The organism is Marinobacter goseongensis, from assembly GCF_023156235.1.
Taxonomy (GTDB): Bacteria; Pseudomonadota; Gammaproteobacteria; order Pseudomonadales; family Oleiphilaceae; genus Marinobacter; species Marinobacter goseongensis.
In genome coordinates this window covers 221,029-241,810 of the sequence record NZ_JAKZAI010000004.1, presented here as the reverse complement: position 1 = coordinate 241,810, position 20,782 = coordinate 221,029, and the positions used below count along the sequence as shown (strand labels likewise).

Annotated in this window: 17 protein-coding genes; 9 read left to right on the top strand and 8 right to left on the bottom strand. The window is 61.5% G+C overall.

The window, feature by feature from the left end:
- Window positions 1–122 precede the first annotated feature (122 nt).
- Window positions 123–1,304, bottom strand: a complete 1,182-nt coding sequence (locus MLC70_RS04690; protein WP_427902090.1) for a MalY/PatB family protein — start codon at window positions 1,302–1,304, stop codon at window positions 123–125.
- A 201-nt stretch (window positions 1,305–1,505) separates the two neighbouring features.
- Between MLC70_RS04690 and MLC70_RS04685 the strand changes: the two genes are divergently transcribed.
- Both MLC70_RS04685 and MLC70_RS04680 read left to right on the top strand, forming a co-directional pair.
- On the top strand, window positions 1,506–2,393 hold the full coding sequence (locus tag MLC70_RS04685) for an AEC family transporter (protein ID WP_248181911.1): 888 nt from the start codon (window positions 1,506–1,508) through the stop codon (window positions 2,391–2,393).
- 110 nt (window positions 2,394–2,503) lie between these two features.
- Complete coding sequence (locus tag MLC70_RS04680) at window positions 2,504–5,011, top strand: acyl-CoA dehydrogenase (RefSeq protein ID WP_248181910.1); 2,508 nt, start codon at window positions 2,504–2,506, stop codon at window positions 5,009–5,011.
- 123 nt (window positions 5,012–5,134) lie between these two features.
- Here the strand turns inward: MLC70_RS04680 and MLC70_RS04675 are convergent, their stop codons facing one another.
- Window positions 5,135–6,121: a LysR substrate-binding domain-containing protein gene (locus MLC70_RS04675; RefSeq protein WP_248181909.1), complete on the bottom strand. Its 987-nt coding sequence runs from the start codon at window positions 6,119–6,121 to the stop codon at window positions 5,135–5,137.
- 281 nt (window positions 6,122–6,402) lie between these two features.
- Here MLC70_RS04675 and MLC70_RS04670 point away from each other — a divergent pair, with 281 nt between their 5' ends.
- Window positions 6,403–7,305, top strand: coding sequence for a DMT family transporter (locus MLC70_RS04670; protein WP_248181908.1), 903 nt, complete (start codon window positions 6,403–6,405; stop codon window positions 7,303–7,305).
- Window positions 7,306–7,334: 29 nt separating this feature from the next.
- Here the strand turns inward: MLC70_RS04670 and MLC70_RS04665 are convergent, their stop codons facing one another.
- The 3 genes from MLC70_RS04665 to MLC70_RS04655 form a co-directional block, all read right to left on the bottom strand.
- A complete protein-coding gene (locus MLC70_RS04665) occupies window positions 7,335–7,910 on the bottom strand; it encodes a gamma-glutamylcyclotransferase (protein ID WP_248181907.1) in 576 nt (191 codons plus the stop codon).
- A gap of 39 nt (window positions 7,911–7,949) precedes the next feature.
- Window positions 7,950–8,573, bottom strand: a complete 624-nt coding sequence (locus MLC70_RS04660) for a MarC family protein (protein WP_248181906.1) — start codon at window positions 8,571–8,573, stop codon at window positions 7,950–7,952.
- Window positions 8,574–8,657: 84 nt separating this feature from the next.
- On the bottom strand, window positions 8,658–9,680 hold the full coding sequence (locus tag MLC70_RS04655) for a GlxA family transcriptional regulator (protein WP_248181905.1): 1,023 nt from the start codon (window positions 9,678–9,680) through the stop codon (window positions 8,658–8,660).
- 110 nt (window positions 9,681–9,790) lie between these two features.
- Between MLC70_RS04655 and MLC70_RS04650 the strand changes: the two genes are divergently transcribed.
- Window positions 9,791–10,699: an alpha/beta fold hydrolase gene (locus MLC70_RS04650; protein ID WP_248181904.1), complete on the top strand. Its 909-nt coding sequence runs from the start codon at window positions 9,791–9,793 to the stop codon at window positions 10,697–10,699.
- Between the two features lie 5 nt (window positions 10,700–10,704).
- Here the strand turns inward: MLC70_RS04650 and MLC70_RS04645 are convergent, their stop codons facing one another.
- Window positions 10,705–11,520, bottom strand: a complete 816-nt coding sequence (locus MLC70_RS04645; protein WP_248181903.1) for a hypothetical protein — start codon at window positions 11,518–11,520, stop codon at window positions 10,705–10,707.
- Window positions 11,510–12,130: a TetR/AcrR family transcriptional regulator gene (locus MLC70_RS04640; RefSeq protein WP_248181902.1), complete on the bottom strand. Its 621-nt coding sequence runs from the start codon at window positions 12,128–12,130 to the stop codon at window positions 11,510–11,512. The genes MLC70_RS04645 and MLC70_RS04640 overlap by 11 nt, the downstream gene beginning before the upstream one ends.
- Window positions 12,131–12,324: 194 nt before the next feature.
- On the opposite strand from MLC70_RS04640, the gene MLC70_RS04635 reads away from it, so the two are divergent.
- The 5 genes from MLC70_RS04635 (at window position 12,325) to MLC70_RS04615 (ending at window position 19,013) form a co-directional block, all read left to right on the top strand.
- Window positions 12,325–14,421 (top strand): 3-hydroxyacyl-CoA dehydrogenase NAD-binding domain-containing protein, encoded by a 2,097-nt coding sequence (locus MLC70_RS04635; RefSeq protein WP_248181901.1) that lies wholly within the window; start codon window positions 12,325–12,327, stop codon window positions 14,419–14,421.
- Between the two features lie 73 nt (window positions 14,422–14,494).
- On the top strand, window positions 14,495–15,676 hold the full coding sequence (locus MLC70_RS04630) for an acetyl-CoA C-acyltransferase (protein ID WP_248181900.1): 1,182 nt from the start codon (window positions 14,495–14,497) through the stop codon (window positions 15,674–15,676).
- Window positions 15,677–15,849: 173 nt separating this feature from the next.
- Entirely contained in the window at window positions 15,850–17,037 is a 1,188-nt protein-coding gene (locus MLC70_RS04625) for an acyl-CoA dehydrogenase family protein (RefSeq protein WP_248181899.1), read from the top strand.
- 35 nt (window positions 17,038–17,072) lie between these two features.
- Window positions 17,073–18,221 (top strand): acyl-CoA dehydrogenase family protein, encoded by a 1,149-nt coding sequence (locus MLC70_RS04620; RefSeq protein ID WP_248181898.1) that lies wholly within the window; start codon window positions 17,073–17,075, stop codon window positions 18,219–18,221.
- Window positions 18,222–18,236: 15 nt separating this feature from the next.
- Window positions 18,237–19,013, top strand: a complete 777-nt coding sequence (locus tag MLC70_RS04615) for an SDR family oxidoreductase (protein ID WP_248181897.1) — start codon at window positions 18,237–18,239, stop codon at window positions 19,011–19,013.
- Window positions 19,014–19,101: 88 nt separating this feature from the next.
- Here the strand turns inward: MLC70_RS04615 and MLC70_RS04610 are convergent, their stop codons facing one another.
- Window positions 19,102–20,682, bottom strand: coding sequence for a flavin-containing monooxygenase (locus MLC70_RS04610; RefSeq protein WP_248181896.1), 1,581 nt, complete (start codon window positions 20,680–20,682; stop codon window positions 19,102–19,104).
- Window positions 20,683–20,782: the final 100 nt, after the last annotated feature.

Below are 20,782 nucleotides of genomic sequence, written 5' to 3'. Positions count from 1 at the left end.
ATGGCAAAAGCATCCCGCGTACCGTTTGACGCTTAGTGGTGCGAAAACAATCACCTGAGATGACTCGGGGGATTCGGCAACAGGCCAACTGTAAAAGTTGCTGACAGCTTGTCGGGCCGTTGTTAACGGAACCTTGCGCTAAGCGCCCGCTCCATGCGCTCCAGCGCCTCAGCCAGCACCGCCCGGGGGCAGCCGATGTTCATCCGCATAAAACCACGGCCGGCGTCACCGAAGGTGATGCCGGGATTCATGCCAATACCGGCCTCTTCAATGAAAAAGCGTTTGTGTTCCGCATCCGGCAGCGCCAGCGCCCGGCAGTCGAGCCAGAGCAGGTAGCAGCCCTCCGGCTCGGTCACGGCAATCTCCGGTAAGCGGCTGCGCAAGCGCTCTGCGACGAAGTCCCGGTTGGCCTGAAGGTACGGCAGTAACTCCTCCAGCCAAGGCGCTCCGTGTCGGTAACCCGCTTCAAATCCGGTAATGCTGAATGGATTGCACTGGCTCATGTGCATCGAATCAAAAACGGCTTTGAGGGCCTGACGGCGGGCCGGGTCCGGCACCACCAGTGCCGACAGCCCGAGGCCCGGCATATTGAAGGTTTTGCTGGGAGCGACCGCGGTGATCAGCGCATCGTCCGGTCCCGCGAGGCGCGCCAGTACGTGATGTCGGGGCTTGTCGGGGTACACCAGGTCACAATGGATTTCATCGGACAGCACCACCAGCTGATGGCGCCGGGCGATGTCCAGAACCTGCTGCAGCTCCTGTTCACGCCACACCCGTCCGACCGGATTATGGGGGGAGCACAGCACCAGCACGCGGGCATCCTCACGGGAAGCGCACGTTTCCAGGTGCGCCAGGTCCATGTGGTAGTGTCCCTCCGTTTCCCGCAAAGGGTTCTCAATCACGGTGCGGCCGGTCTGTCGAACCGAACTGAAAAACGGCGGATAGACCGGGGGCTGGATAATGACCCCCTCACCCGCGCCAGCGAAAGCCAGACAGGCGGCGTGCAGCGACGGCACCACGCCGGGCGCCATCAGAATCCACTCTCGCTCGATGGCCCAGCCATGGCGATCGGCAAACCAGTCGATCGTCGATTGATAGAGGCTGTCCGGAAACAGGGTGTAGCCATACACCGGGTGCCGGGCCCGGGCTTCCAGCGCCTGACTGACCGCTGCCGGCGCGGCAAAGTCCATGTCCGCCACCCACAGGGGCATCACGTCGTCCCGCCCGAAAACGGCTTTGCGGGCGTCGAATTTTACCGAACAGGTCTGTTCACGGCGGACGGGGTTGTCGAAATCGGTGGCCACAATCTACTCCGGTTGGTGTGAAACGACCCTCATTCTGTGACAGCCGCATGGACCGCTGCAAGCCGCTGTCCTTGCGATACCGATGCCCCCTTGGGCTTTGGTCGAACATGGGCAGGTTTCACTTGCCCACCACCGTGGATACTTGCGAACCTAACGGTTTGTGCCCGCCGGGTGTTGCGGCGAACCTTTCGGAGCCTGAGAATGATTGGTCAGATCCTGTCCACGATGTTACCGGTGTTTCTTATTGCCGGTTGTGGCGCGCTGTATGGTCGCTACCGTACCCCGGATATCCAGGGTCTCAACAAGCTCAACATGGAACTGTTTGTGCCGCTGCTGGTGTTTGCTGTGCTGGCCGATCAGCAGGCACCGCTACAGGACTATGCCAGCCTGGCGCTGGCCGCCACCGTGGTCGTGCTCGGATCGGGCCTGTTGCTGTATCCGCTGGCACGGGTGCTGGACCTGAACCTGAAAACCTTCCTGCCGCCGATGATGTTCAACAACTCCGGTAACATGGGCATTCCTATCCTGGTACTGGCGTTCGGAGACGCAGCACTGCCGGCCGCGATCGTACTGTTCATCGTGGAAATGCTGCTGCATTTCTCCGTCGGCCTGTACATGCTGGACCCCCACACCTCGATCATTCAGCGCCTGCGCCTGCCCATTGTGTTTGCCAGTATTGCCGGCCTGACGGTGAACCTGGCGGGAGTGCCGATACCGGGCTGGCTGCTGGAATCCATGGATATGCTTGGCGGTATCTGTATTCCACTGATGCTGTTCGCCCTCGGGGTGCGCATGCTCGACGTGGATTTCCGGGACTGGAAACTGGGCATGCTCGGCGCCATCGCCTGCCCGGCGTCGGGACTGATTCTGGCGTGGCCGATGATCGCCCTGCTGGACCTGCCTGGCCTGCAGATCGCGTCGCTCTGGGTGTTCGCCGCCCTGCCACCGGCGGTGCTGAACTACATGGTGGCGGAGCAATACCAGCAGGAACCCCATAAAGTGGCCTCACTGGTGCTGATCAGCAACCTGGGCAGCCTGGTGGTGATGCCCGTGGTGCTCGGTCTGGTGTTTGCCGCCAGTTACGTGTGACACCCGGAAAACAGGCCAGAATCCGTGTCGGCCGCTTGCAACTGACCAGTCTTTGACCGATGGTTAGGGACAGATCTGATTGATTTCACTCTCGATACGGAGGTCTGTTCATGAGCGTTCTGCTCCTTCTGATCAGTGCACTGGTGCTAATTTATCTGGGAATTGGCGGGAAAACGGCGGCAGCCGTGATGGCCATTGCCACCGTGGCCGGCTTCTTCCAGGACGACTGGCATCTGCTCAGCCTGGTGTTCGGCGGTGGCCTGCTGGCCCTGGCCCTGCTGCTGGTGTTCCCGGGCGATCTTCGCCTCGACAAGCTAAGCCGCCCGCTGCTGGGCTGGGTTCGCAACCGTCTGCCAAAACTCTCCGAAACCGAATCCGAAGCCCTCAAATCCGGCTCCGTTGACTGGGACGGTGAGCTGTTCTCCGGACAGCCGCAGTGGTCGAAGCTGTTGGACGCCAAACCCGCCCACCTGACCAGCGAGGAACAGGCCTTTCTCGACGGCCCGGTGGAAAAACTGTGCGCCATGCTGGACGACTGGAAAATCACCCACGAGGAATACGATCTGCCGGACAAGGTCTGGAAGTTCATCCGTGAGAACGGCTTCTTCGGGCTGGTCATCCCCAAGGAGGACGGCGGCCTTGGCTTCTCCAACACCGCCCACTCGGAGATCGTGATGAAGATCTCCACCCGCAGTGTCTCTGCCGCCGTCACGGTGATGGTGCCCAACTCCCTCGGGCCCGGCGAACTGCTGATGCACTACGGCACCGACGAGCAGAAGCAACACTACCTGCCCCGATTGGCCGGTGGCGAGGAAATTCCCTGCTTTGCCCTGACTTCACCGGTGGCCGGCTCCGATGCCGGTGCCATCCCTGACAAAGGCATCGTCTGCAAGGGGCAATGGGAAGGCAAAGAAGTTCTCGGCCTGAAGGTCACCTGGAACAAGCGCTACATCACCCTGGCACCGGTGGCCACACTGATTGGTCTGGCCATCAAGGTGTATGATCCGGACAAATTGCTGGGTGATCAGGACGACATTGGCGTGACCTGTGTCATGGTGCCGCGGGAAACCGAAGGGGTGAACGCCGGTGCCCGCCACCTGCCGATGAACACGGTGTTCATGAACGGGCCCACCTGGGGCACCGAGGTGTTTATCCCCATGGACCAGGTGATCGGCGGCCAGGACATGCTCGGCAAGGGCTGGACCATGCTGCTGGAGTGCCTGTCGATCGGGCGCTCGGTTTCCCTGCCCGCGCTGGGCACCGGGGCCGGTAAAGTCGCCAGCCTGGCCACTGGCTCCTACGCCTTGACACGGGAACAGTTCGGCCGCTCCATCAGCCAGTTTGAAGGGGTGCAGGAAGCCCTGGAGCCCATCGCCGGCTACACCTACATGATGGATGCCGCACGTTTGCTGACCGCCGGCATGCTGGACCGGGGCGTGCGTCCGGCGGTGCCCTCAGCCGTGCTGAAATACCGCAACACCGATCTGATGCGCGAGGTGATCAACCACGCCATGGACGTTGTCGCCGGCCGCGGCGTGATCACCGGCCCCCGCAACTTCCTGGCCCGCGCCTACCAGGCTGTCCCCATCGGCATTACCGTGGAGGGCGCCAACATCCTCACCCGCAGCCTGATGATCTTCGGGCAGGGCTCGATTCGCTGCCATCCGTTTATCGTCGAGGAAATCGAAGCCGCCGGGATGGAAGATCAGGACAAGGCCGTCCGGAAATTCGATGGTATTTTCTATCGTCACATCGCGCACACCACCCGCAATGCGCTAAGGGCGTTTGTGCTGGGGCTGACCCGGGGCATGCTGGAAACCGTGCCACGCCAGGGCGACATCAAGCCCTGTTACCGTCAGCTGGCGCGCTTCTCCGCCGCCTTTGCCCTGATGACCGACGTGACCCTGCTGACCGTCGGTGGCGGCCTGAAAGCGCGCCAGCGTTTGTCCGGCCGCATGGCGGACTGCCTGGTGCATCTGTACTACGCCACCGCGGTCATCAAACAGTGGCATGAGGAAGGCTACCCGGAAGACCAGCGCCCGCTGGTGGAGTGGAGCCTGAAAACCTGCCTGCGGGACCTGCAGGATGCCATGCGCGATGCCATCATCAACTTCCCGGTACCGGCCCTGCGCTGGCCCCTGCGGCTGCTGGTGTTCCCGCTGGGCGCCACGGGGCTCAACGGTCCCGATGACAAGCTCGGGGCGCAGGTGGCAGATACCATCGTCAAGGACACCCCGGTACGCCAGCGGGTCAGCCGCGGTGCCTACATCAACACAGATCCGGACGATCCGCTGGGGCGGGTCCTCAACGCCTATCGCCTGGCCAATGAAACCGTGGATATGCGCAATCGCCTGCACGAAGCCATTCGCAGCCGTAATGAGGACGAGATCGACGGCATTGCCCTGCTGATGGGGCACCAGCGCAAGGAGCTGGTGGACTGGGCCTGCGACAAAGGCATTATCAAGGAAGCCGAATGTGACAAACTTCTGGAAGCCCTGGAAGCGCTGTACGACGTCATTCGGGTGGACGCCTTCGAGGGCGACGGCCTGAAAGCCCTGTCGCGCTGCGCCAAGGGCAAACGCAAAGTGGTGGAGCGCCCGCCGCGGGACGAGGATTAACCCCCTCGCTCCCGCTTCGGCGGTAGCCAGCTGGACATCGCTGAAGTCTGGCCTGTGCTGTGTATGCTGATGATCACATCCGGTGCAACTCCGGAGAAAGGCAGAGACGTTCTCTGGGCCGCACTAGACGCCGAGTGTGACGTCAGACGCCTCGTCACTCTCACTGACACTCCGCAGGCCGCCCTCCACCGCCTGCGCCACCAGCCAGCGCCGGAGCAACTGAATGCCCCGCTCCCGGCGCCGGCTGGTTTTCCAGGCAAAATAGAAACGGTCACCGGTGACCACGAAATGGCAGGGCAACTTCACGAAATCTTCGGAATCCTTCCGCGTGCTCAGCATGTAATCGTTGGTGAGGGCAATGCCCTGATGGAACCGCGCCGCCTCCAGCGACAGCAGCATGTGACTGGAGTGCAGCAAGCGACTGGACGCGGGCAACGCCAGACCGGCCTCGTGATACCACGCCTCCCAGTCACCCGCCTGCTTGTCGTAAATGCTGTGGGTAGACAGCAACGGGAACAACGCCACCTGCTCCGGCGTTAACGACACCGAACCCACCTCAGCCGAAGCGTCATCCAGCGCCAGTTCCCGCCGGATTCGCTGCCAGAAATCCGGACTGCACACCGGGAACAGCCGCTCCTTGTAGAGCAGCTCGTAACTGAAGGCCGGCGACTCCGGTTTGATGGTAATAAAACAGTCCGCCACCCGGTCCGACAACACCGGATTCTCGCTGCTCATCTCCAGTGACAGCTCCACCTGCGGATGCGAGCGCTGTAGCTCCGGCAGCCTTGGAGCCAGCCAGCGCACCGCAAACGAGCTGAACACCGACAGCCGCAACCGCGACTCCTCATGCCCCAGCAACTGCTCACTGGCCCGCTCGATCTGCAACAGCGCGGAGCTGACCGCCTCCAGATACTGCCGGCCCTCTTCAGTCATCGCCAGATACCGCCCGGTGCGATTGAACAGGGTTTCCCCCAGGTAGGTTTCCAGCTGCTTGATCTGATGACTGACAGCGCTCTGGCTGACCGCCAGCTCTTCCGCCGCCAGCGAGAAGCTGTTGAGGCGGGCGACGGCCTCGAAGACCGGGAGGGATTTCAGTGGGGGTAGCTTCATTATCTAAATATCTAATGATTGGTGATTAAAGATCATTTTATCGGATATTAGCACAGCCCTAGAATGCAACCACTCGATCCGAGGAACACGGCACGGTCAGTTCTCACTGCTGTGCGGGACAAACACAGAAGTATGGGAGCAGGTTGGGTAGAGCCCTTCCGAAAATGCTCGGAGCCATGGATGGCGCAGAGCAAGCGTACACGGACGTATTCACAGCGGTTTTCGGAAGGGCTTTACCCAACCTGCTAGAAAACCGCAGTAACAAGTTTGAGGTCAACGAAATGTCAGGAAAAACCGTAAACAGCGCCATTCTCCTGCTGGTGGTCGGCAACGCCATGGCACTGATTTCAGACGTATTCATCAAGCTGCTGGAGCCGGGCGCGCCGATCTTCCAGTTTGCTTTCCTGCGCTGCGTGATCACCCTGCTGCTGCTGTTGCCACTGGCCGGACAACTGAACCGCAAGGCCCTGTTCGCCGGTGTCGGAATCCACACCCTGCGGGCTCACATTCACCTGGCCGGCATCCTGTGCATGGTGGTAGCCCTGGGCCATTTGCCTCTGGCCACCGCCAACGCCATCTTCTATGCCGCCCCGATTCTGGTGATGGTGCTGTCCGTTTTCATCTTCCGGGAACAACTGACACCGCTGAGCGTATTCGCCGTGTTCAGCGGCTTCACCGGCATCGTGGTGATCCTGCGCCCAATGGAGTTCAACTGGGCCGCCGTTGCCGCTCTGGCGTCTGCCTTTGCACTGGCCATCAACGCGGTAATGGTACGGCGGCTGCCGACACAGCAATCCACTGTCCACAAACTGTTTCTGAACTACGTGCTGATCCTGCCGGCCGCCGGCGCGCTGGCATGGTGGGAAGACGCCAGCTGGGACAGCACCATACTGATCAGCGCCCTGGGATCCGCGCTGTTTATCCTGGGGTACAACATCACCGTACTGCTGGCCTATCGTCAGGTGGATGCCAACCAGGTAACCAGCGCCGAATACACCGGGCTGATCTGGGCCGTGGGCATCGGCTGGATCTGGTTCGGCGAAGTGCCCGACCTGTACTTCCTGGCCGGCAGCATCATGATCGTGGTGCCCCTGATCATGATCGGGCTGAAGCACCGGCGCAGGGCGCCGGCTCGGGGCTTCAACCCCACCACTCAGCGGCGGGACGCCCCGATCAGCACATGAGTATCACGGAGGCCCGCGCCCTGCGCTGCTCAGGTGTCGGATTTCACCGTCGCGTGCAGGTGGGACTCGATGGCAAAGGTGTGAGAACAGTCGTCGCCCAGCCTTCTGAGCGAGTCCGCCAGGCGAAAGAGGTACTCGGAGTTGGGCCCACTCGGACCGACGGCTCTGGCAATCTGGCGTGCGATATCAACGTCCGCGGCTTCACCGAGAAAAGCCTCGTTGTCCTCGGTGGCAATGTAGACGAGGCCGTCACTTTGACTGCCATCATCGAACGTCAACCCGACACTCAATCTCAGATACCCGTTTTTCTCACGGTGGTCCAGATGCTCAAACACGGCAGGAGAAACCCGGAAGGCCATACCCTTGCAGACAGCACCGGGTTTCTGGATCAGTGTGACGACCCGGCCCGGCGCCTCCGGCGTGCCACGATGGTCGTGTGAGCCCTGCCAGAACCGCCGGACCCAGCCATCAATCGATGCCGGGCGCTGCTCCAGAAAGGGGAAATCCACCTTATAGATCAGTGAGCCATACCCGAACAGCCAGATCGACTCCACGCCCTCAAAATTATGACGACGCCGGTTCAGTTCAATGGTATTGGCAGCCATAGCGGCCTCCTGGCGGGGTTGAGCAAACCGACTGTTACTCTAGGTCGAGGCGATAAAACCCGCAATACCGGTAAGCACGATTTCAGCGGCCATGGCCGACAGAATCAACCCGCTGATCTTGGACAGGATATTCAGGCCGGTTTTGCCGAGCACTTTCTCCAGATACCCCGACAACCGCAACAGAATCGCCAGAATCAGCAGCCCGGACACCAGACCGAGCAGCCCGCCAGCCACCTCCGGCACCGCCTTGAGTTCGGCCCCGTAAACCAGAATCGCACCGATGGTGGCCGGACCGATCATCACCGGGATCGCCAGCGGCACCACGGCAATGTCATCCCGATCCTCTTCCGGCAGACCGGTGGCATGGTTGCGGGTACCGCTGGTGACCAGGCTGATGGCGGTCAGAAAGAGCAGGCTGCCGGCACCGATGCGGAACGAGTTCAGGGTGATGCCAATGGCGCTGAACAACAGCGGGCCGGCAAAGAACAGCACCAGCCCGAGAATCAGGGCAGACACCGTGGAGCGGCGAATAATCGAGTTCTTCTCCGACACCGGCAAGCCCCGGGTCAGAGCCAGGAACATGGTCACCACAAAGAACGGCGCCAGCAGGAACAGGAAGCGAATGGTACTGCTGATGTAGGTACTGAAAAACACGTCAATCATTCGGAACATCCGGCCAGAGATCAAAGCGGTACAGCATAGCGGCCGCGGTGCCCGGGCGCCGTAAGGGACTGAACGTATCCGGGGCTAGCCGATGGCGACGCTGTGGGCCTCCACCGGCGACACATAACTGAACCGTTTGCGGTACTGCTCCATGGTACAGCCCGCGGTGCGCTTGAACAGCCGTCGGAACGAGCTGGCGTCTTCATAGCCCACGCTCCAGATAATCCGCGCGGTCTGTTCACGGCTGGATTCCAGCAAGTGTTTGGCCGCCTCGATCCGCAAATGCTGCAGATAGCCGAGGGGCGTTTCCCCGGTGGCGTCCTTGAAGCGCCGCTTGAAAGTGCGGGGACCCAGCCCGGCCACGGCGGCCACGTCGTCGATGGTCAGCGCCTCGGCGTAGTGCTGTTCAAGCCAGCCCTGGGCCTTGCGAATGGCCCCATCCTGATGGGCTTTCTGGCTGTAGAACGCCATGTAGGGTGTTTGCTCCGTGCGCCGGCCGTCCAACACCAGCATCTTGCTGCACGCCAGCGCCACGGCCGGGGAGGCGAACCGCTCCACCAGATAAACGCACAAATCCACGAACGCGGTGGCGCCACCGGCACAGATCACCTGACCGTTATCCACCACCAGATGCTCCTCCTCCAGACGCAGGTGCGGATAGCGACGGCGGAACAGCGGTGCGGCGCGCCAGTGGGTAGTCGCGACCTGATGGTCCAGCAAGCCGGCTTCCGCCAGCACAAAGCTGCCGGTGCAGACACTGGCCAGCACCGCGCCGCGTTCCAGCGCGCTCCGCAGCCAGCCGTGCAGGGGCCTCGACGGCGCCAGGGTTTGCTCAAGCCGGTGTTCACCCACGGCTGCCTCAACCGAGGAGCCCACCACGATCAGATCCGCATGCAAACTCTCCCGCTTGGCCGTGGGCGTGACCACCGCACCGCTGTACCCGCGCACCGGTTGATCATCCACCGTGACCACCTGGCAATTGAACAGGGGCTCGCTGCGTCCCGCGGGACTGCGGCCGCAATAATTGGCCACGGTGAAGAAGTCCATCACGCCGTGCACACCGGAGGCATGGCAGTTGGGGAACGCAACGATCGCGATGGTAAGCATGGTTATGGCTCTTTTCGCACTTTATATGTCAAATATGACACTCCTGCTGGCCGCCAGCAAGTCCTAACCTGAACCTGTCATCCACCAATGCAGGAAGAAGGACTTTCACCATGACCTCACAACTGAACGCTCATTTCGAGAACTTTCAGCGCCCACCAGCACGCCAACCGGCCCGCCATGTCGGGCTTTCAGCCACCCGGCTGGCACTGCAGTTGTATGCCCGGGTGTCGCCGGAGAAGGCGGGCCGGCTGGTGCATCACATGGCCCTCAAGCCGTCCCGTCTGCCCATGCCGTCGCGCTACGAGTACCTGCTGGACTGCGCCGATAGCCACACCCAGCTTCATCACGGCAGCAATACCATCCCGGTGTATTCCTGGGGCCAGGGGCCGGTGGTGCTGGGCGTGCACGGCTGGGCCGGCGCCGGCATACAATATGGCGCCTGGGTGAGCCCGCTGGTGGAGTCCGGCTATCGCGTGGTGCTGTTCGATGCCCCGGCCCACGGTCGCGCCCAGGGCGACAGCACCAACCTGTTCGATATGGCAGAGGTGATCCTGAAAGTGGCCGCCAGTGTGGGTCAGGTTCACGGCATTCTGGCCCACTCCATGGGCTGTATCGCGGTGGCCCGGGCCATCGCTGACGGCCTGCAGCCGAGCTATCTGGCCATGCTGGCACCCCCGGTCAGCCTGAGCGCGGTGATGCGCGGTCTCGGCCGGCAACTGGGGCTGAGCCCGCAGGTGCTCGGCGTGCACTTGCGACTGATGGAGGAGCGTTTCGGCCGCTCGGTCTGGGAGCAGCTGGACCTGGAAGCACTGTCACCGTCATTCACCCAGCGCGGGCTGATCGTGATCGATGACGACGACAATTCCATTTCGCCGCAGGAGAGTGAAGGCATCTACCACAATTGGGAAAACGCCACCCTCTTGCGCACCCAGGGCCTGGGCCATCATCGCCTGCTGTGGAGCCCCATGGTTATGGAGACCGTATTGCGGGATCTGGGGCAACCGGCGGGCATCCTGTAAGGGGGCTATCGGGACGGCGCGACAAACAGCCAGTTGGTGCCGACATCGTCGCATACGATGATGTCGGCATTGATCACCTCACACAGGGACAGATCCTGTGGCAGGTTGTCGTGATAGCGGGCTTTGACCGCGAGGGTTTTTTTGTCCTGTTTGAGCAGGGAGAAGGTCTGTTCCATACGCCGGGCAAAGTCGACACCCGCGTCTTCGGTGGTGTGAAAGGCATGATGAAAAGCGGTGAAGCTCATGGTGTTGGCGCCAAGGCCGATCTCCAACATCTTCGGTATGTAGCGATCGTACGCGTCTGACAGATAGCGCCTGACCGCGTCCTCGTCACTGCGGTTACCGGCAAACGGAGTAAGACCGAGACGATTGTCCGGCCCCAGCACACCCTTTGCCAGCTTGCTGTTGGGCTGATTCATCGCCAGTTCAAAACGGCGCTGCGGGCAGTTAATGCGCTGGCCCTCCAGCCGGCAGCCGCTCAGTTGGCGGGCCGGATCGGGTCTTTCCGCCGGTTGCTCAGCGGCTGGTTCTGGTTTCGCTTGCGCGGGCGCTGGCGTCAACGACGTGCCGTCGATCTCCGGCACGTCAAGGCCAGGGCGAGCGGCAGGACGACGCAGCAGCAGCGCCTGCACCGCCGGGTCGTTGCGTTTGAAGTCGGTGGGCGAGGGCAACCCCGCGCCCTGCCCTTCACTGACCACTTTGCAGTACAGCGCCTCAAGTTCGGTTTTGGCGCTGTCCAGGCAGGCAGACCCGGTTGCACCGGCGGCCGTGGTGCAGAGCCCGAGCACCAGTAGCAGCAACGCCAGGCCCCTAGTCACCATCACGCTGTCCCAGCGCCACCCGCGCCATCAGGTCTTCCACCCGGCGGATGGTTTCGGCGTCGCCCTTCTTGCCCGTGAGCACCACCTGGGATCCGATGGTGGCCACGTACATCAGCAGGGACAGGTCGCGGATACGCTGGGGATTGCTGCTGAGCCGTTCATAGAGTTCACAGTTCTGACTGATCCGCGCTTCATCCACCTCGGTAACGAGATCCGCAGCGTAATCGTTCCGGCGGGCAAAATCCCGCACCGCCAGTTCCACCTGCAGGCGCCGGATGTTGCGGGAGGCATCGGTCAGCAGCAGCTCCAGAATCTGCCGCAGCTCGGTTTCCACATCCCCCCCTTTGGGCTTCCAGTACTGAAGTTCGTGGAGGCGGCGGTCTCGCCAGCGGTCGAGAAAGCTGACCACCAAATCCTCATGATCCCTGAAATGCCAGTAGAAACTGCCGCGGGTAACGCCAAGCTTCTTGGCCAGCGTCAGCACCCGCAGGTGACTGAAGCCGCCGGCCGCAATTTCTCCGGCCGCAGCATCCAGCCAGTCGTCGCGGGTCAGTTGCGCCTTCTCCGGCGTCTTGCGGCGGGAGCGTTTCGGCGGTTTGGCGTCCGTCATATTGGATTCTGGTCCTGCTGCTGGCGATTGGGAGTGGATTCTACATCAACGGCGGCCACAAGTTTGAAAGCGTTGACCCTGCCTGAAACATACATTAGTGTATGGACAAACAATACACCAGTGTATGGATAATTCAATACAGCGTCCGTGCACAACCCCGATTCAAACCGATGCCAATAACAGGGAGCTACCCTATGAGTACTGCCCATTACGATGTGAACGGCAACATCGCCGTCATTCGCCTCGACAACCCACCGGTCAACGGCCTCGGCTTCGACCTGCGCCGGGGCATCGTTGACGGCATCCGCCAGGCGGAAGCCGATGATGCCGTCCAGGCCGTGGTACTGATCGGCTCCGACCGCGCCTTCTCCGGCGGCGCCGACATCAGCGAGTTCGGCAGCGCCAAAGCCACCGCCGAGCCCAACCTGAACACCGTAATCAACTATGTCGAAAGCAGCCGCAAGCCGGTAATCGCGGCCATCAGCGGTGCCTGCATGGGCGGCGGTCTGGAGCTGGCCCTGGGCTGTCACTACCGCATTGCCAAACCGGACGCGCAGATCGCTCTGCCAGAAGTCAAACTGGGGCTGCTGCCCGGCGCTGGCGGTACCCAGCGTTTGCCCCGCGTGATCGGGGCCGAGCATGCCGTAAACATGATCGTCTCCGGCAGCGTTGTGCCTGCCAAACAGTTCAAGGGCAGCGCCCTGTTCGATGAGATTATCGACGGCGATCTGCTGGACGCCGCCATCGCCTACGCCACCAAGGTCGTCAGCGAAAACCTGCCACTGAAGAAAGTGCGTGACCTGAAAGCCAAACATCCGAATCCGGAAGGCTTCTTCATGTTCACCAAGAACACCGTCGGCGCCATGACCAAGAACTACCCGGCGCCGCTGAAGTGTGTCGAGGCCGTGAAAGCTGCGGTGACCCTGCCCTTCGACAAGGGCATGGAAGTCGAGCGCGAAGCGTTCGTTAACCTGATGCAGACTCCGGAATCCCGCGCTCTGCGCCACGCGTTTTTCTCCGAGCGCCTGACCAGCAAGATTGCTGATGTGCCCTCTGACACACCGGTTCGCGACATCAAGAACGTGGGCGTGATCGGTGGTGGCACCATGGGTACCGGCATCAGCATCAACTTCCTCAACGCCGGCATCCCGGTGACACTGGTGGAAATGAAGCAGGAAGGTCTGGACCGTGGTGTCGCCGCCATCCAGAAAGTCTACGAAAGCCAGGTCAAGAAAGGCCGCATGAGTGAAGACAAGGCCAAAGCCAAATTGGCGCTGCTCAAACCCTCCCTCACCTATGACGACCTCAGCGACGTCGACCTGGTGATCGAGGCGGTGTTCGAGGAAATGGGTGTCAAACAGTCCGTGTTCGAGAAACTGGACGAAGTGTGCAAGCCTGGCGCCATCCTGGCCTCCAACACCTCGACGCTGGACCTGAACAAGATCGCCAGCTTCACCAGGCGCCCGGAAGACGTCATCGGCCTGCACTTCTTCAGCCCGGCCAACATCATGAAGCTGCTGGAAGTGGTGCGTGGCGAGAAGACCGCCAAGGACGTACTGGCCACCGCCATGAAACTGGCCAAAGCCATCCGCAAGACCGCCGTGGTTTCCGGCGTTTGCGACGGCTTTATCGGTAACCGCATGATCAACCAGTACCAGCGCGAAGCCCTGCTGATGCTGGAAGAAGGCGCCAGCGTCCAGCAGATCGACAAGGCCATCGAGAAGTTCGGCTTTGCCATGGGCCCGCTGCGCATGGCCGACCTCGCCGGCGGGGACATCGGCTGGGCCATCCGCAAGCGCCAGTACGAGGAAAACCCGGACATGGTGAAGATGGTGGTCGCCGACCGCATCTGTGAAATGGGCCGCTACGGCCAGAAGACCGGCGCCGGTTTCTACCGCTATGAGCCCGGCAACCGCAACGCCCTGCACGATCCCGAAGTAGACAAGGTCGTGGACGAAGTCCGCGCCGAGCTGGGCATCACCCCGCGCAAGATCAGCAACCAGGAAATCGTCGAGCGTTGTGTCTATGCCCTGGTCAACGAAGGCGCCCAGATTCTGGACGAAGGCATCGCCCAGCGCGCCTCCGACATCGACATGGTGTACCTGACCGGTTACGGCTTCCCCGTGTTCCGCGGCGGCCCCATGCGTTACGCCGAGGAAGTCGGGCTGCCCAACGTGGTGCGCGCCATGCAGGCCTTTACCGAAGACCGCCACACCCAGCCAGGTTTCTGGGAGCCGGCGGCGCTGCTGGCCAGGCGCGCTGAGGAAGGCAAGGGTTTCGACGCTAAATAACCGGTCCGCGAATTGATCCGGGGCTGCCTATCCCTTATCGAAGGACCGCAGCCCCGACCTGAGGAGAATTGTTATGTCTAATGATGTTGTCATCGTATCCACCGCCCGCACGCCCCTGGCCAAATCCTGGCGCGGCGGCCTGAACATGACCCACGGTGCGACCCTCGCGGGCCACGCCATCCAGCACGCGGTCGAGCGCTCGAAAGTCGACCCCAACGAAATCGAAGACGTACTGATGGGCTGTGCCCTGCCGGAAGGCTCCACCGGTAACGACGTCGCCCGTATGGGCGCCATCCGTGCCGGCCTGCCGGTCTCCGTGGCGGGCGCAACCATCAACCGCTTCTGCTCCTCCGGCCTGCAGGCGATTGCCATGGCGGCGCACCACATTGCTGTGGACCGGGTGCCGGTGATGGTCGCCGGCGGCGTGGAATCCATCTCCACCGTCCAGGCCAACGTCAACCAGAACTACTTCATGGAACCCTGGCTGGCAAAGAACAAGCCAGAGCTTTACTGGTCCATGCTGGACACCGCCGAAACCGTGGCCAAGCGTTACGGCATCAAGAAAGAAGACATGGATGAATACGGCGTCCGCAGCCAGACCCTGGCTGATCAGGCTCGCCAGGACGGTAAATTCGACGACGAAATCGTACCGATCACGACCACCATGGGTGTTGCCGACAAGGCCACCGGTCAGCTCAGCAGCCAGGAAGTCACCGTCAGCCAGGACGAAGGCATTCGCCCCGGTACCAACCTGGAAGGCGTCAGTAAAATCCGCTCCGCGATGGAAGGCGGCGTGGTCACCGCCGGCAACGCCAGCCAGTTCTCCGACGGTGCTTCGGCCTGTGTGCTGATGGACAGCAAAATTGCCGAACAGCGCGGCGCGACTCCGCTGGGTATCTTCCGTGGCTTCGCTGTGGCCGGTTGTGAACCGGACGAAATGGGCATCGGCCCGGTATTCGCGGTACCCAAACTGCTCAAGCGCGCCGGCCTCACGGTCGACGACATCGGCCTGTGGGAACTCAACGAGGCCTTCGCCGTTCAGGTTCTGTACTGCCAGCGCAAACTGGGCATCCCGATGGACCGCCTGAACGTCAACGGCGGCGCCATCGCCGTCGGTCACCCCTACGGCACCACCGGTTCCCGCCTGGTCGGCCACGCCCTGATCGAAGGCAAGCGCCGTGGCGTTAAATACGTCGTTGTTACCATGTGCGTAGGTACCGGTATGGGTGCGGCCGGTCTGTTTGAGGTTGCCTGAGGCCTGAGTGCACGGCGGAGCCCAAGCGTCACATGGATGTGCCGAAGGAGCGTGTTTTGAAAGGGGATATACCTGGTCGGCGCCACTCTCGGGCTTGAAGACGCGCTATACCAAACTCTAAGGCGGCTCCTAAACAAGGAGCCAACGACCTCAACCAACAGAAGAGGTGCACCATGGATCTGAATTACACCCCGGAACAAGAGGCCTTCCGCGCCGAAGTTCGACAGTTTCTGGCAGACAACCTGCCAGACGACATCCGCGAACGAGTGCAGAAACGCCTGCGACCGGACAAAGCCATGACCGAGCGCTGGCAGAAAATCCTGTTTGATCAGGGCTGGGGCGCCTCAACTTGGCCGAAAGAATACGGCGGCACCAGCTGGAGCCCGATTGAGCAGATCCTCTTCGAGGAAGAATGTGCTCTCGCTGGCGCTCCTCGCCAGCTCGACTTCGGCCTGCGCATGGTCGCGCCGGTGATCATGACGTTCGGTAATGACGCGCAGAAACAGCGCTTCCTGCCGGGCATTCTCAGTGGTGAAGACTGGTGGTGCCAGGGCTATTCCGAGCCCGGTGCCGGTTCAGACCTGGCCTCGCTACGCACCTCCGCCAAACTCGAGGGCGACCACTACGTGGTCAACGGCCAGAAAACCTGGACCACCCTGGGCCAGCATGCGGACTGGATTTTCTGCCTGGTGCGCACCAGCACTGAGGGTAAACCGCAGCAGGGCATCTCCTTCCTGTTGATCGACATGAACACCCCGGGCATCGAGGTTCGGCCCATCATCATGCTGGACGGTGAGCATGAGATTAACGAGGTCTACTTCGACAACGTGAAGGTACCCGCGGAAAACCTGATCGGCGAAGAAAACCAGGGCTGGACCTACGCCAAGTTCCTGCTGGGTCATGAGCGCACCGGCCTGGCCAACGTGGGTCAGTGGAAGGCGTTGATGAAGCGCCTCAAGGCCGCGGCGCGGGAAGAGCAGGATGGCCAGCGGCCGCTGATCGAGAATACCCGCTTCCGCGACCGCCTGGCACAGCTGGATATGGAACTGCGGGCTCTGGAGCTGACCGTGTTGCGGGTGCTCACGGACAAGCGCGGTCCCGGGCCCCAGGCGTCGATCCTGAAAATTCGCGGTACCGAGATTGGTCAGCAGCTGTTTGAAATGCTGATGGAGGCCACCGGCCAGGATGCCATCGCCCATATTCCGGACGCGCTGGAACTGAACTACAACGGCCCGCGCAGCGGTTCGATCGATGCCACCCCCGCCGCCGGCGATTACTTCAACATGCGCAAGCTGTCGATCTTTGGCGGGTCCAACGAGATCCAGCGCAATATCATCGCGCAACTCGTGCTGGGTCTGTAACCCATTCGGCAGCCTCGAAGTCTGGAGATAATTTTATGAGTTTTGATCTGACCGAAGAACAGCAAATGCTGAGCGATTCTCTGCGCCGCTTTGTGACCAACGAATACAGTTTCGAAAAGCGCGGGAACATCATCCATTCCGGGTACGGTACCGTTGCCGCCACCTGGTCCGCGCTGGCGGAGATGGGCCTGCTCGGGTTCACCTTTCCGGAAGACTACGACGGGCTGGGCGGCAACGCCATCGACACCCTGGTGGTGATGGAGAATCTCGGCCGCGGCCTGGTGGTGGAACCCTACTTGGCCACCGTGGTGCTCGCCGGCGGGCTGATCCGCGACGCCGGAAACGAGGCCCAGAAAGCCGACATCCTGCCCGGCATCGCCAGCGGTGAACGGCTGCTGGCCCTGGCCCATAGTGAGCCTGGGGCACGCTACAACCTTAGCCATGTGCGGACCTCCGCCCGTAAAGATGGCGAGCGGTTCCTGATCAGCGGCCAGAAAACCGCAGTGTTGCACGGTGGCCAGGCCAGCCAGCTGATTGTTTCCGCGCGCACCCGTGGTGACGTCAACGAGGAAGCCGGGCTGTCCCTGTTTCTGGTGGATCGCCATGCCAACGGTGTCACCGTGGATGACTTTGCCACCCACGATGGCCACCGCACTGCCGAGATACGGTTCAACAAGGTGGCGGTCAGCGCCGACAACCTGATTGGCACCGTGGGAGAAGCCTTCCCGATCATCGAGAAAACGGTGGACCTGGGCATTGCCGCGCTGTGTGCCGAAGCTGTTGGCGCCATGGAAGCCATGAACGCCGCGACGCTGGAATACATCAAGACCCGCAAGCAGTTCGGCGTGCCCATCGGTAAGTTTCAGGCGCTCCAGCATCGTATGGCAGACATGTTCATCCACACCGAGCAGGCCAGAACGATGGCCATTCTCGCCGCCAGCGAAGCGGACTCCGGTGACCGCGCCCGCCGCCGTGAAGCCGTTTCCATGGCCAAGACCCTGGTGGGCCAGGCTGCACGGTTTGTGGGGCAGGAAGGGGTACAATTGCACGGTGGTATGGGCGTGACCGACGAGATGTTCGCCGCCCACCTGTTCAAGCGCCTGACCCTGATCAACCTGCTGTTCGGCGATGCCGATCATCACCTGGCACAGGTCAGCGACGGCTTGCTGGCGAAGACCGCCTGAACCCTCAAGGAGAGCATGATGAGTGTAAAACAGTTACTGGACCTGACCGGCAAGGTCGCCTTCATCACCGGCGGCTCCCGTGGCCTGGGTCTGCAGATGGCCGAAGCCCTCGGCGAGCTGGGCGCGCGAATCGCCATCAGCGCCCGCAAGCAGCACGAACTGGATGAGGCCAAGGCACATCTGGAGAGCCAAGGCGTGACGGTGGTGACCATCGCCGCCGACCTCGGCAATCTGGAAGGCATTCCCAAAGTGGTGGATCAGGTCGTCGAACAGCTGGGGGACATCGACATCCTCATCAACAACGCGGGCGCCACCTGGGGTGCACCGGCAGAGGACTACCCGGCGGAAGGCTGGATGAAGGTGATGAACCTGAACGTCAACGCAAGCTTCTTTCTCACCCAGACCGTCGGCAAGCGCTGCATGATTCCCCGCAACACCGGCAAGGTGATCAACATCGCCTCCATCGCGGGCCTGTCCGGCAACCCGGAGGGGATGAAAACCATCGCCTACAACACCAGCAAAGGTGCCATGGTGAACTTCACTCGTGCGCTGGCGTCCGAATGGGGCCACTACAACATCAACGTGAACGCTCTGTGCCCGGGCTTCTTCCCGTCAAAGATGTCTCAGGGCCTGCTGGATGCTCAGGGCGAAACCATGCTGCAGCGCATTCCGTTGAACCGCTTTGGTGGCGAGGAGGACCTGAAAGGCGCTGCGGTACTGCTAGCCTCCGAGGCCGGGCGGCATATTACCGGGCAGTGCCTGGCTGTGGATGGCGGCACCCTGGTGAGTTAATCGCTGGGCTTACCGGTCAGTTGCAGACAGTAAAAAGGGGCCTCTTGGCCCCTTTTTACTGACGTTTCTCACGTTCTACCGGAATTCCTCAGGCGCTGGCAGCGACGCTGTCACCTGCCAGTTCGCCTGCCGGCTCACACACATACTGCGCCGCATCAAACCGCTTGGTCTGCTGGCGGAACTGCCACGTGAAGCCCGGCCACAGGGTGGTGTTCTTGCCATTTTCATTCACGTACCAGCTCTTGCACCCGGTCTGCCACACCGACTCACCCAGCTTGGCGTGAATGGATGCGTTGTACTGGCTGAGCGCGTCTTCCTTCACTTCCACGCTCTTCCAGCCGTGCTTGTCCATCTTCTTCAGGGCATCCATCACGTACTGGATCTGGCTTTCGATCATGTACACCATGGAGCTGTGGCCGAGGCCGGTGTTCGGTCCCATCAGCATGAAGAAGTTGGGGAAACCGGCAATAGCGCTGCCCTTGTAGGCTTCCGCGCCGTCTTTCCAGGCGTCCAGCAGATCCTCGCCGTTGCGGCCGTAGACCATACCAGCGGGAATCGGGTCCTGGGCCTTGAAGCCGGTGCCGTAGATGATGCAGTCCACTTCCCGCTCGTTGCCGTTGTTGTCCACAATCACATTGCCGCGCACTTCCCGGATGCCGTCGGTGAGCACATCCACGTTGTCCTGGGCCAGGGCCGGGTAGTAGTTGTTGGAGATCAGCACCCGCTTGCAGCCGAAGTGGAAATCCGGCGTTACTTTCTTGCGGAGTTCCTTGTCCTTGATCTGGTTACGAATGTGGCGACGGGCCTGCAATTCCCCGATCTTGAGGATGCGCGGGTTACCCACGAAACCCAGTACTCGCGCTTCCAGCATCCAGTAAATGCTCTGGCGGAAGGCGTTGAGGGTCTGCGGGAACTTGCGGAACATCAGCTTTTCCAGCGGACGGATCTCGCGGTCCGGCTTGGGCACAATCCACGGCGGCGTGCGCTGGTACAGATCCAGATGGCCAGCTTCTTTGGCCACTTCCGGCACGAACTGAATGGCCGAGGCGCCGGTGCCGATCACCGCCACCCACTTGCCTTTGAAGTCGTAGCTGTGGTCCCAGTCCTGGGAGTGGAAGCTAGTGCCGGTGAAGGTCTCGATGCCTTTGACGTTCGGGTACGCGGGGGTGCTCAGGCCGCCCATGCCGGACACCACGATGTCAGCCTTGAACGAGCTGAACTTCGGCAGCTCCTTATCCTTGCGATCCAGCTTGTCGCCGGGATTCAGGCCCTTGTTCTGCATGTAGGCCCAGAGCTTCGGGCTGTCGCAGATTTCCACCGTCCAGCTCTGGGTTTTCTCGTCAAAGCGGGCGCCGGCCACGTGGGTGTTCAGTTTGATGTGCTCGGTCAGCCCGTACTTTTCGGCACAGCGCTTGAGATACGCTTTGATCTCTTTCTGCTGGGCGTACATGCGGCTCCAGTCAGGATTCTGTTCAAACGAGAACGAGTACAGGGCGGATTGTACGTCACAGGCACAACCCGGGTAGTGGTTCTCATGCCAGGTGCCGCCGATGTCGTCACTCTGCTCGAGAATGACGAAGTTGTCGTAACCCGCTTCCTTGAGTTTGATACCCATGCCCAGCCCGGAGAAACCGGTACCGATAATGGCAATCTGTGCTGACTGATTCATAACCCTACCTCATTGTTCGCTGGCCATTCGGCCTTGCCTGTTGTTGTCTGTTTCGCCATGATGATTGACGGTATACACATGTATACACAACCAAGTAGAC